A 12715-nucleotide genomic window follows, 5' to 3' on the forward strand; every position below is an offset into this window, starting at 1 on the left:
TGGTGCCTCGTCTACGGCCCGCACTTGGTCGCGGCCCCCGGGGTTCCCTTGTCGCCCGCCGATCCAGTCCAGGCGATCGCTTCGCGGCACCAGTTCCCGACCAGGCTGTTGTCCAGGGCCGGGCTCTTGAGGGACATCGACTGGCCGGAGCGGAAGGGCCAACCGCTGGTCCACGCTACGCGATCCATCAGCACCCCCGCCGGGGTCAGCAGCTCCACGTAGTCGCCGCTGTTCGAGAGGCTCATGGCGCTGCCGTAGGAGTAGGCACCCGAGACGCCGCCGTTTTGCGTGGCGTTGTCGTTCCGCGCGAGCACCCGGTACTGGCCCGGAGCGATGCTGAGGGTCGGGGCGTTGATCGTGTGACCGAAGCCTCCCGCGTTGTCCCGGATGCGCCAGCCGTTGAGCAGGACGCTCGAGCCCCCGGCGTTGAAGATCTCGACCCACTCGCCCTCCGAGTCGCTCACCCTGGAGGGGTCGACCATCACCTCCGTGATCACGAGCGTCGGCGCGGTGCTCGAGGTGTCGCGGGGGGCCGCGTCGGGGGGCGGCGGTCCCGCGTCCGGGCGCACGCCGGCGTCGGGATTCAAGGCCGGCCCCGGAAGGACCTCCAGCGTGAAGGGCCCCTGCTCCATCGGGTGATACGAATCCACGCCCAGGACGTACGTGGTGCTGCTCGTCGGCGTGAGCAGCACGTCCTCCACGACCCCGACCCCCGTCAGGTCCGAGGTCGCAACGCAGGAGGTGGTGCTGGCGCAGCTGGCCAGCACGTAGAGCGCCGCGTCCCAGCCGGCGGCGGGCGTGAGCCGAACCGTGTACCGCCCCGGGGGGAGCGTGATGGTGTAGAAGACGTCGAAGCCCGGCGTCCCGTCCGGTAGGTTGCACGACGCGGAGGGGACGACATCGAGCTGGTTCTTCGCGCAGGCCGTGGTCCCGCTCCGGCTGATCGCGCTCCCGGCCCAGCTGAGCGTCTCGGGAGCGGAGCACAGGTCGTGGACCGGCGCCGGGCACGCGGGCGCGTCCGGCAGGCGCGCGTCGGGGACCGCGCGGTCGGCCGGACCCTTGTCCGAGAAGACCACGACCGTGTCGGTCGGTGCCGCGTCCGGCGCAGGCTTCGGCGCGTCAGCGGCCGTATCGATCCTGAGCCCGTCCGGAGGCGCGGAGTCGCCGGGTGCGGGCGCGTCCGGGGCGGGCGCATCGGCCGGCGCGGCATCGCGTCCCGCGTCGCTGGCCCCGTCCCGAGAGGCAGCGTCGAGCAGGGTCTGCGCATCGGAGGTGCCTCCGTCGGCGGGGAGGCTGCTGCCCGCTCCCGAGCACCCCACGAGCGCCCAGCATCCCAAGGCCACTATCGCGTGCCGCATTCCCGCTTTGCCTCCGCGCTCGCACGCCGGACCGGCTCTTTTCCCGGGGGGAAGAGCGAGGTCGCCGCGGCTCGCCGTCCGGCCGGACGGACAAGCGCGGCCGCCGCTGTGTTAGCGCTTACGTTGTTTGGATCTAGCCTACGGCAGGTCGGGCGTCGCGAGCAAGCTTTGGGCCGCCGCGTCCCGCTACAGGGACGGGCACTTCTCGTTCGAGACGTTGGCGCAGGAGTTCGCGAGCGGGTCGGTGTCCCCGGAGATGAACCTGCGGCAGACGCACATCTTGCAGCACTTCAGCGTGCCGACGCCCACGGAATGCACGCACTTGAAGCCCTGCGCGCAGGTATCCGTGGCGTCCGGACAGTCGCTGTCCTGGGCGCAGCTCTTCGTGCACATGGGCGTGGAGCCCGTGGCCCCGTAGCGCATGCAGAGCTTGGAACGGCAGTCCAGCGCTTGCGTAATGATGACGGTATCGGTCCCCGTGGTAGAGGCCTCGCAGGGCAGGCCGGTGTCGCTGTCGGCGCAACCGGTGGCGGCCCCAGAGAGGATGGCGATGAGCGCGGGGAGCAGGAGGGCGGGCAGCGATCTCTTCATTCTCGGGGGCTCCTTCAAGGGGGCGCCTGGTCGTGGGTGGCCGATGGTGTACCGCAAAAGCCCATAGGCGCGCCCATCTTACACAGGCGGTTTCTCAAGTCAAGCACCCCACGCCTCGGATCCACCCGGTAGGAGTTTGATTTTCCTTGCCTCCCTGAAGAACCGGGTGCTAGGTTGCGGCCCCAGATCGCGATCCTGGACCCCTCTCTCCGAGGAGAGCACGAGGTAGCCGATGATTCGACGACTCCTCCCCCTAGCAGTCCTCTGCATGCTCACGGGCGCCGCGCGCGCCCAGGAATCGGCGGACATGGAGTTCGCCCCCGAGACGGTCGAGAAGAGCGGACCGGCCTCGAAGACCATGCAAAAGGGGCTCAAGCTGTACGAAACGAAGGACTACTACAGCGCGAGCATCGAGCTTCACAAGGTCATCGAGGGCGAGACCGGGGACAGCGACGCGAACAAGCAGCGCGCCGAGTTCTGGATGGGCAAGACCCTGTATCACCTCGGGTTTTACTCGGCCTCGCTCTCCTATTTCGACCGCATCGTGCAGAAGGGGGCGCAGCACCGGTACTACAACGCCACCTTGAAGTGGCTCGCCTCTTTGAGCCGGCAGCTGCCGGAGTCGGTGGGAATTCTGAAGAAGGTCGGCAAGTACGAGCGGGCCCAGCTCGAGCAGCCCGCGCTCGAGAAGGTGCGCGACGAACTCTACTACCTGCTCGGCAGGTACCACTACTCCGTGGGGAACTTCAAGGAGGCGGTGGCCCTCTTCGGGCTGGTCCCCACGACGAGCAACTTCTACGCGCGCGGCAAGTTCATGGAGGGGATCACCCACGTCCGGACCTACCAGGCGCGGCCCGCCGCGGAGGCCTTCCGCGTGCTCCTCCGGACGGCCCGGGAGGCCCCGAAGACCCCCGAGATCAAGGACTTCGAGGAGCTGTCGATCCTCTCTTTGGCCCGCGTCTTCTACTCCACCGGCCAGTACGACCTGAGCGTGAAGTACTTCGACCAGATCCCGGCCGAGTCGAGCAACTGGCTCCCCTCGCTCTTCGAGTCGAGCTGGGCCCAGTTCCAGCGCAACAACTTCTCCAAGTCGCTCGGCAACGTCCACACCCTGAACGCCCCCTTCTTCGAGGACGAGTTCGTCCCCGAGTCGCTGATCCTCAAGGCGGTGGTCTACTGGAAGCACTGCCAGTGGGACCGCAGCCAGGAGGCGGTGGACGAGTTCAAGGCGAAGTACCCCTCGCTCAAGAACCAGCTCGACGGGGTAGTGCGGCAGTACAAAGATCCGACCGAGTTCTACGATTACGCCGTGAAGATCCGCACCCGGACCTCGGGCCTGGCCGACGAGGTGGGGCGGCTCGCTCGCACGGCCCTGATGGACAAGACGCTCGAGAAGACCTTCTCGTACGTGGACGAGCTGGACCGCGAGCTCAAGCAGGTCCAGGCGGCGGACCCCGCGTGGAAGGCCACGGCCATCGCGGGCGTCGTGCTCCAGGACCTCACGCTGCAGAAGTCGCTCGCCCAGCGCGAGGCGGGTGACCTGGCGCAGCGGCGCCTGAAGCGGCTCGCCTCCGAGATCCAGGAGCTGCAGAAGCAGTCGATCAAGGTGGAGTACGAAATCATCAGCGGCAAGAAGAACGAGCTCGAGGCGGCCGTGAAGAACGAGCTCGTCGTGCCGGCCAACGCGAAGGGACAGAGCGAGGTGGAGCCCGACGACGAGCACCACTTCTGGCCCTTCAACGGCGAATACTGGAAAGACGAGCTCGGCTACTACCGCTACAAGATCCAATCGCGCTGCGGTCGCTGACCGCTCGTCGCCCCACTCCCGCTCGTCGATCCCGCGTCTCGTCTCCAGCCTCCCGCTTTCACCCCCGCCGTTCGTTTCACGCTCACGGCTCGCGCTACGATCGACGACCTCGTTTTCTCGTCGAGGATCGTGGGGTCTTCGCCCCCACTGCGATGACACGAACGTGACAAAAAGTTACTGCCGGATGAAGACCTTTTGCGCTAGCGTGACGCGCGTCTCAAGGACTTCCGCTATCTGTTCGGTATTGACGTCAAGGACGCCGCACTCGAGGGAGCATGATGAGCAACGTGATACGTCGCGGTAGGTTGTTGTCCGGCACCGTCGGAGCCGGGAGCTGCCTCGTGGCCAGCCTGAGCCTGCTCGTTTCCGGGGGCGAGGCGCTGGCCGCGAAGTACAAGAAGTCCGAGGTGCAGGTGAAGGCCGAGCAGAGCCACCTGACCAAGATCGAGAAGAAGGCCGAGGCCGAGGCCCCGAAGCGCCCGACCCTCGCCGCCGAGCAGTTCCGCGCCTCGGCCGAGGCCAAGGTCGTGACGCTCACCAACGCGGCGATCGCAAAGCTCAAGCAGCTCGTCGCGGTCACCGACGACAGCGACCCCGAGAAGCCCGACTTCTACTTCCGCCTCGCCGAGCATTACCGCGAGAAGAAGAACCAGTACATGTTCAAGGCGCGCGAGCTCGACGAGGAGATCTTCACCTCGCACGATCCCGTGAAGAAGGAGCGGCTCAAGTCGCTCCAGAAGCAGTACGAGCAGACGGAGCAGCAGTGGCTCGTCAGCGCCATCAAGATGTACATCACCATCGCCGCCGAGGCCGAGGGCAAGTACTCCAAGTTCAAGCGCATGGACGAGGTGCTCTTCAACGTGGCCGACATGCTCAACCAGGCCAAGCGGCACGACAAGGCGCGCATCTTCTTCGGCCAGCTGATCAAGAACTACCCGCAGAGCAGGTACATCCCGGACGCGTATCTGGCCTTCGCCGAGTACTACTTCAACCAGGGCCAGGTGGAGGGCGCGCTCAAGCTCTACGACCAGGTGGGCAAATACCCCGACTCGCCGATCTACGGCTACGCGGTCTACAAGCAGGGGTGGTGCTGGCTCAATCTGAAGGATCCGCGCCGCGCCCTCGAGCTCTTCGTGAAGGTGATCAAGAACGCCGAGCAGTGGTCGGGCACCAAGCGGGGCAAGATCATGCTCGTCAAGGAAGCCAAGAAGGACGCGGTGCGTGCCTACGCGCACGTCGGCACGCCGGACCGCGCCTGGAACTTCTTCAAGCGCATCGGCGGCGACTACGCCATGAACATGCTCGAGCGCCTGGCGAACATGTACTACGACCAGGGCAAGTTCCTCGATTCGATCCTGGTCTACAAGCAGCTCATCAAGCTGGATTCGAACAGCAAGAGCCTCTGCAGCTGGCAGTACAACATCGTCCGCGCGACCCTCTCGGGCCGGGACAAGCGGTCGCAGGTGGTGGAGGTCAAGCGGCTGGCCGCCGTCTACGGCATCGCGAGCAAGCGGGCCGGGATGAAGAAGACGGCGATCGAGGAGTGCCGCGGCAACTCGTCCGGCGTGCTGCGCGAGCTGGCCACGACCTGGCACCGCGAGGCGCAGAAGACGCAGAACGACGACACCTACGGCCTCGCGCAGTACCTCTACAAGGAATATCTGGATAGCTTCCCGAACGAGAAGGACGCCTACGTGATGTCCTTCTACTACGCGGAGCTCCTCTTCAAGATCGAGAAGTGGGAGGCCGCCGCCGACGCGTACACCAAGGTCGTGAAGATGCGACCGAACGGCGCGCACCTCAAGGAAGCGGCGTACGCGGCGGTCATCTCCTGGAAGAACGCGCTCAACGTGCAGGAGGAGATGAAGGACACCGAGAAGGTGAAGCCCGGCGAGGCGCAGAAGCCCCGCCCGATTCCGCCGAACCAGCAGAAGATGATCGCGGCCTTCGACACCTACATCAAATACGTGCCGAACTCGCCGGAGCTGGTTTCGATCATGTACCGCAAGGCGCGCATCTACTACGAGAACAACTACTTCCAGAAGGCGGCGGACATGTTCGCGATCATCGCGACCAAGCACCCCGACCACGAGCTCGCGCTCTACTCGGCGAACCTGCTGCTGGATGCCCTCAACATCTTGAAAAAGTACGACGAGCTGAGCCGGTGGGTGGAGACCTTCCTGAAGTCCCCGAAACTGGCCCAGGGAGAGTTCCTCGCCCAACTCCGCAAGCTGAAGGGCGGGCTGCAGCGCAAGATCGCCGAGCAGATGCAGAAGGACGCGCGGTACCGGGAGTGCGGCGAGAAGTACGCGGAGCTGGCGAACGAGTACCAGGATGACGCGCGCTGGGCCGAGCTCGTTTACAACGCGGCGCTCTGCTTCGAGGCGGCCAAGCTGATCGGGCAGGCGATCGCCATCCGCAGCACGCTGATCCAGGCCAAGCCGAAGCACCCGCTGGCGCAGAAGGCGCTCTACATGATCGGCGCCAACTACCACGCCCTCGCCTGGTACAGCCGCGCCGCCGAGAACTACGAGAAGTTCGCCACGCAGTTCCCGGGGGAGAAGCAGGCCCCCGAGGCACTCCAGAACGCGATCGTCTTCCGGCTGGGCCGCGCCGAGTACGACAAGGCGATCGAGGACAGCAAGCTCTTCGAGAAGAGCTACGGCAGCCGGCCGCAGTACGCGGCGCGCACGGCGGCGGTGAACTTCTCGCTGGGCATGATCTACGAGCAGCGGGGCGACGTGGACGGCGTCGTCAAGCACTACAAGAACTGGCTCGGCAAGTGGGGACGGCACGGCGGCGTGGACCGCCAGGTGGTGGCGAACGTGAAGATGGGCGAGGCCCTCTGGCGGGCTTCGTGCCCGAAGAAGGGGGTGAACGGCGCGTGCATCACCGTGACGCGCGAGCGGGCCAAGCGGAAGATCGCCAAGGCGACCAAGAAGAAGAAGAAGTCGATCGAGCTCAAGACCCAGTGCGGTCCCGAGACGAAGAGCAAGATCGTCGTCGAGAAGCGGAACCCGGGCAAGGCGAAGAGCGCACAGGCGTACTTCAAGGCCGCGCTCTCGCTCTACAAGAAGGGCGGGAAGAAGGCCGCCAAGGGGGCGGACAAGGAGGAGATGGCGCGTCGCACGCAGGAGCTCGAGCACAGCGCGGCGGCTGCGATCTTCTACCTCGCCGAGGAGATGCTCGAGGACTTCCTCGCGGTGAAGTTTCCCCAGGGTCTCGACTTCTCGGCCTCGAACAAGGCCAAGCTCGCCAAGTCGAACAAGGAGTTCACGCAGTACCTCGGGATCAAGGGCAAGAAGCTCGCGGCGACGCGGACCGTCTACCAGGACGTGATCAAGACGCTCTCGGCGCACTGGGCCATCGCGGCGTCCGCCCGCATCGGGCAGCTCTTCCAGAACTTCGCCGACGCGCTCTACACGGCGCCGGTGCCGAAGCCCCCGGTGCCCAAGCAGCTCATGAACAACAAGGACGCGCGCGAGGAGTTCATCTCCACCTTCAACGACGCGTACTGCGACCGCCTCGAGGACGAGGCGGGCAAGCTCGAGGCGAAGGCGGTGGAAGGTCTCGACACCTGCCTCAAGAAGTCCACCGAGCTCTCCTGGTACAACGAGTGGTCTACGCTCTGCGAAGCGGAGCTGAACCAAATCAAGCCGGCCGAGTACCCGCTCGCCGCAGAGATCCGGGCCCAGCCGGGCTACGTCGCCGGTAAGGCGGACGTGGCGACGGTCGTGGAATCGGTGAAGTGAGGAGGCGAGCCATGAACACCATCACCAAACTGTCGTTTGTCGTCGGTGCTTCCGTGCTCGTGGCCTGCGGGCCGAGCACGCCCGCGCCCAAGACCGGGGCGGACCTGGCGAAGGAGAAGGCGGCCAAGGAATCGGGCGAGGCGAGCATTCAGGCCATGATGCCGCCGAAGGCCAAGCGCGAGGTCTCGGGCGCGGCGGCGCAGGACTTCGCTACCGCCGTGAAGCGTTACCGCGAGGCGCGTCAGCGCGGGCTGTCGAAGGGGGACTGCGCCTCGGTGGCCGAGGCGTTCGGCAGCATCTACGCCGGGAACACGAAGCTCGTCGAGGCGAAGTTCAACGAGGGGGCGGTCTGGCACGAGTGCGGGGACCTCGCCAAGGCGGAGCAGATCTACCAGGGGATCCTCAACCAGCACGCCGGGTACGGCCCCGCGCTCAACAACCTGGGCCAGATCTATCTCGGCCGGGGGTCGGAGCCGCAGGCGCTCTCGTACTTCGAGAAGGCCGCGGGGCAGAAGAACAGCGAGGGCTACGCCAACCTGGCCCTCGTGCAGCGCAACCGGGCGCTGCAGGGGGACTCGGGCTCGCTCAAGGACGGGGTGAACAACATCCATCGTTCTCTGGCCGTGGACTCGCACAACATCGAGGCCTACGCCACGCTGGCGCTCCTGCTCTACGACCACGCGAAGTCGCCGGCGCAGCTCGAGATGGCGCGCCTCATCTGTCTGCAGGCGGCCAGGGTCGACCCGAAGTACTCGCCGATCTACAACATCCTCGGGCTGGTGCTGCTCAAGTCCGGGCGCGTGACTCCGGCTCTGGTCGAGTTCCGGCGCGCCGTCTCCATCGATCCGAACTTCAAGGAGGCGCTGATGAACATCGGCGCCGTGACCCTCTCCTTCCGAGACTACAAGTCGGCCGAGCAGGCCTTCGCGAAGGTGCTCAGCCTGAGTCCGGCCAAGTCGACCCAGATCGCCGCCACCATCGGTCTCGGGGTGGCGCTCCGCGGCCAGCGCAAGTTCGCCGACGCGATGGCCCGCTACCAGGAGGTCCAGAAACTGGACCCCTCGAACCTGGACATCTCGTACAACATGGGGCTCATCGTGCAGGACTACACCTTCGACGCCAGCAACCCGGCGAAGGGTATTGCCGCGCTGCAGCAGGCGGAGGGGCACTTCAACCGCTACATCGCCGGGGGCCAGAATCAAGGGAAGGTGGAGGACGCCAGGCGCCGGATCAAGAACATCAACGAGATGATCCCCATGCTGCGCGAGCAGGAGAAGATGGGGGCCCAGCCGGCTGCCGAGCCGGCGAAGGCCAAGGCGGGGGCGAAGTAGCCTCCGTGGCGTCGCAGCGGCCGCCGAGCCAGGGGTCAATCACTTGCGATTCTCGGCCGTTTGCGAAAAGTTCGTGGTCTGGTAAAGTTTTTCGGAACCGCGGAGGAACGATGCTGTCTCACTCCGCTGGATACGCAACTTCAAGGGCTGGGAGTACCCGATGTTGAGAAAAGCTCTCTTCGGACTGGCGCTGGGTGGGTTGCTCTTCGGGGCCGGCGATGCGGCGGCTCAGGCGGGCGAGGGTCCCGGCGTCGTCTACAAGAAGAAGACCGTGTACGACTTCGACGATGACGTGGTGGAAGGCGAGCTTCAGCGGCCGGATGGCGAGTACATCGATACGCGCCGGAAGGCCAAGCACTCGAGCCTGATCAAGATCCGGGAGAACTTCATCCCCGAGATGCTGAAGTCGGCCGAGGATATCTAGGAAGCGATTGCCTGCCGACGGGCTTAGGGCTTCCGGGCCGCCCGACGGACGCACGATAGACTGACAACTGGGCCGGCCTCGAGGTCGGTCGGGCGCTGTGCCGGTGTGCAGCGCATCAGGGATGGTGCACGCTCTCGCCTCGGGGTGCGCCACGGAGGAGCCGATGGATACGAAGACCCCGCTGACCTTTCGGATCTACCGCGGCGACCAGCTCGTACGCGAGGAATCGCTGGCCCAGGACATCATCAAGATCGGCAAGCTCGAGTCCTCGCACCTGCGGATCGACGACGACAACATGTCGCGCATGCACGCGGTGATCGAGGTGACGGGTCCCGGCGAGATCCACGTCATCGACCTCGGCAGCGCGCGCGGGACGATCGTCAACGGCCAGAAGGTCAACAAGTGCCAGATCCAGGACGGCGACGAGCTGCTCCTCGGAGACACGCGCATCGTGGTGGGTGTGGGTGCGGGGGCCGCGGCGAGCGCCGCAGTCCCTTCCGCGCCGGCTTCCCGGCCGATGGCTCCCTCCCCGGCTCCGATCCCTCCGCCGGTGATGGCGGCCCCGATGATGCAGCCGCCGATGCCGGGGGTCATGCCGCCCCCTTCGCCCAGTCCGGCGCCGGTCTTCGCGCCGCCCGTGGCACCTCCGATGATGGCGCCGCAGCCTGCGCCGATGCAGGCCTACGTGCCGGCGATGGACCCGATGCTGGACGTGCAGGACGGGTCTCGGGCCATCGAGGTCACGGCGATGTTCGAGGACAGCGTCCTCGAGGTGAAGCACCTGTCGAATCCGGCCGCGGGCAAGGTGAGCCCCGTGACCTGGGCCACGATCATCCTCGGCGCGGCGACGTTCCTCGGCGGTCTCGTGCTGGCGCTGGTGGTCACGAAGCTGATCGGGGTCGGCGCGCTCCTGATGATCCTGGGCGTGGCCAAGGCCACCTACGGCCTGACCCGGCTCCATAGCGAACGCGAATCGCCCGATTACGTCGTCGGAGAGTCGGTAGAGGCGAACATTCACGTGCGCAGCCCGTCGATTCCGGCGCCGGCATTCCCGCTGGTGCGGTCGTCGGGGGTGGACTACTCGCTGCTCTTCACCGGCCAGATGGCGGGTGACGTGACGGTGGGCGCCGATCGTATCGCGCTCGACCAGCTTCCGGGGACGGGGCGCGCGGCGCCCGCGGGGGATTTCCCGGGCACCTACAGCTTCCAGATCCCGCAGAACGCCCGCATCAAGATCGACCTCGGGGACAACACCTTCCTCATCAACTCGGTGGCCCCGGCGCGCCGGGTGGTGGCCCCGTTCCTGTCCACGGTGAACTGGGCGGCGCAGATGTCGAACGGCGTCTCCTTCGCCGCGCACGCCATCTTCCTCTTCCTCATCTTCTCCATTCCGCCCGACGCGAAGAGCCTGTCGCTCGACCTCTTCAACGCCGACAACAAGTTCGTCAAGTTCCTCATCAAGCCCCCGGAGCAGAAGGAAGACGAGATCCCCGACTGGCTGAAGAAGAAGGGCCCCGACGAGGCGGGCGGCAAGGGGCAGAAGCACAAGGGCGACGAAGGCAAGATGGGGAAGAAGGATTCCCAGAAGAAGACCGGTCTCTACGGCCTCAAGGGACCCAAGGACAACGCGGACCCGCACCTCGCGAAGCGGTTGGCCGAGGACGCGGCGCAGAACGCCGGTGTGCTGGGACTCCTGAAGCAGTCGCAGGGTAGCCACCTCGCGTCGATCTTCGGCCGTGACACGGCCCTCGGCACGGACGCGGAGGACGCCCTCGGTGGCCTGATCGGCAACCAGGTGGGTGAGGCGTACGGCGTCGGTGGCCTGGGCCTCGTGGGGAGCGGCCGCGGCGGCGGTGGCACGGGCGAGGGAACGATCGGTCTCGGAACGCTGGGCACCATCGGCAAGGGCGGCGGCGGCGGTGACGGCGCCGGCTACGGCCGAGGCGTGGGCCGACTCGGTGGGCGGCGCGCGAAGGCACCTCGGGTGCTCGCGGGTCAGGCGGAGGTGCGCGGCTCGCTCGACAAGGAGATCATCCGACGCATCATTCGACGCCACATCAACGAGGTTTCGTTCTGCTATAGCAAGGAACTCCAGAGCAAGCCGGACCTGTCGGGCCGCGTGATGATCCAGTTCACGATCTCGGCGACCGGCCAGGTGGTGGCCTCGGTGGTCCAGAGCTCGACGATGAACAACCAGGTGGTGGACCAGTGCATCGCGCAGGCGGTCCGTCGCTGGCTCTTCCCCAAGCCCAAGGGCGGCGGCATCGTCATCGTCTCCTACCCGTTCGTGCTCCGCGCTGCGGGCGCAGAGTAGACCTCATCGCCGGGGCCGTGCACCTCGTCGCCGGCCCCGCGCGCCCCCTCCAGGCCCGTTCGGTCCGAGCCACGCCGCAAGCGCAGGGCGCTCGCCCCGCGAAAGACCCCTCGCGGCCTTTCTTTTTTGACTTCACAAACCGATCGTTGGAACAATCGTCGAGCGTGCGGGCGGCCCGCTGGAGGCCGCCGGCTCTCGTGGACGGAAGGAGAGGATAGATGAAACGCCTGGTCGTTCTACTCGGCTTGCTCGCGGTCCCGGCCTGCGCCCAGATGACCTGCAGTCAAGCGCGGCACCGGGCGATCAACCTCATGAACACGGGGATCAAGAAGTACACCGACGGGCTGCACGCCCAGGCCTTGAAGGACCTGGAGGCGGCGGCGAAGGAGGACCCCTCGTTCACCGCGGCGCACTACAACCTGGCGAAGGTCTACCAGGAGATGAAGAAGTGGGACGAGGCGCAGACGCACCTCAATCGCGTGGTCGCCACCGAGGCTGACAACGCCGTGGCGCACTACGACCTCGGCCTCTGCTATCAGATGCTGAATCGCATCGACCTCGCGCAGGCCTCGTATCAGAAGGCGCTGGCCCTCAACCAGCGGCTCTTCGCCGCGCACTTCCGCCTGGGAACGATCGCCGAGGCGCAGGATCAGCCGGCGAAGGCGGACGCCGCCTACCGCAAGTCGATCGAGATCAACCCGCGCTTCACGCAGGCCTTCGTGAAGCTCGGCCTGCTCTACCTCGGGCACGACTATCCCGAGCTGGCGATGCAGGTCTTCCAGACGGCGGTGGCCATCAACGACGACAGCGCCGAGGCGCATAACGGCCTGGGCGTGGCCTATCAGGGGCTCAAGCAGTACGACAAGGCGATCGCCAGCTTCACCAAGGCGGTCCAGCTCAATAGCCAGCTCCTCGACGCGATCTACAACCTGGGGATGACCTACGCGGCCGCCGACAAGCGTAAGGAGGCGGAGGAGACGCTGAACCGCTTCGCGAAGCTCGCGACCGGCAAGACCGGCGTGGACCCCGACTACGTCAAGGCCGCGCACGACAAGATCTCCGAGCTGGCGGGCGCTGCATCGGCGCCGAAGCCGAACCTTCCGAAGCGCCTCAGTCAGTAGCTCCCCGCTGTACTCCT

General features: G+C 66.3%; 8 protein-coding genes. 6 read left to right on the plus strand and 2 right to left on the minus strand.

The window, feature by feature from the left end; translation table 11 throughout:
- Positions 1-11: 11 nt before the first annotated feature.
- Together IT371_08495 and IT371_08500 are read right to left on the minus strand one after the other, a co-directional pair.
- Positions 12-1358, minus strand: coding sequence for a lamin tail domain-containing protein (locus IT371_08495; protein ID MCC6747681.1), 1347 nt, complete (start codon positions 1356-1358; stop codon positions 12-14).
- 186 nt (positions 1359-1544) lie between these two features.
- The gene (locus IT371_08500) at positions 1545-1949 is read right to left on the minus strand and encodes a hypothetical protein (protein ID MCC6747682.1); all 405 of its coding nucleotides are present in this window, start codon (positions 1947-1949) and stop codon (positions 1545-1547) included.
- Positions 1950-2181: 232 nt separating this feature from the next.
- On the opposite strand from IT371_08500, the gene IT371_08505 reads away from it, so the two are divergent.
- From IT371_08505 to IT371_08530, 6 genes are all read left to right on the plus strand, one after another.
- The gene (locus IT371_08505) at positions 2182-3756 is read left to right on the plus strand and encodes a hypothetical protein (GenBank protein ID MCC6747683.1); all 1575 of its coding nucleotides are present in this window, start codon (positions 2182-2184) and stop codon (positions 3754-3756) included.
- 287 nt (positions 3757-4043) lie between these two features.
- Positions 4044-7508 carry a tetratricopeptide repeat protein gene (locus tag IT371_08510; protein MCC6747684.1) on the plus strand — a complete coding sequence of 1155 codons (3465 nt, stop codon included), beginning with the start codon at positions 4044-4046 and terminating at the stop codon, positions 7506-7508.
- Positions 7509-7519: 11 nt separating this feature from the next.
- The gene (locus IT371_08515) at positions 7520-8839 is read left to right on the plus strand and encodes a tetratricopeptide repeat protein (GenBank protein MCC6747685.1); all 1320 of its coding nucleotides are present in this window, start codon (positions 7520-7522) and stop codon (positions 8837-8839) included.
- Positions 8840-8999: 160 nt separating this feature from the next.
- Complete coding sequence (gene cglF, locus IT371_08520) at positions 9000-9263, plus strand: adventurous gliding motility protein CglF (GenBank protein MCC6747686.1); 264 nt, start codon at positions 9000-9002, stop codon at positions 9261-9263.
- A 163-nt stretch (positions 9264-9426) separates the two neighbouring features.
- On the plus strand, positions 9427-11577 hold the full coding sequence (locus tag IT371_08525) for a TonB family protein (GenBank protein MCC6747687.1): 2151 nt from the start codon (positions 9427-9429) through the stop codon (positions 11575-11577).
- A 218-nt stretch (positions 11578-11795) separates the two neighbouring features.
- The gene (locus IT371_08530) at positions 11796-12698 is read left to right on the plus strand and encodes a tetratricopeptide repeat protein (GenBank protein MCC6747688.1); all 903 of its coding nucleotides are present in this window, start codon (positions 11796-11798) and stop codon (positions 12696-12698) included.
- Positions 12699-12715: the final 17 nt, after the last annotated feature.

It is taken from the genome of Deltaproteobacteria bacterium (assembly GCA_020848905.1).
GTDB lineage: Bacteria > Myxococcota_A > Polyangia.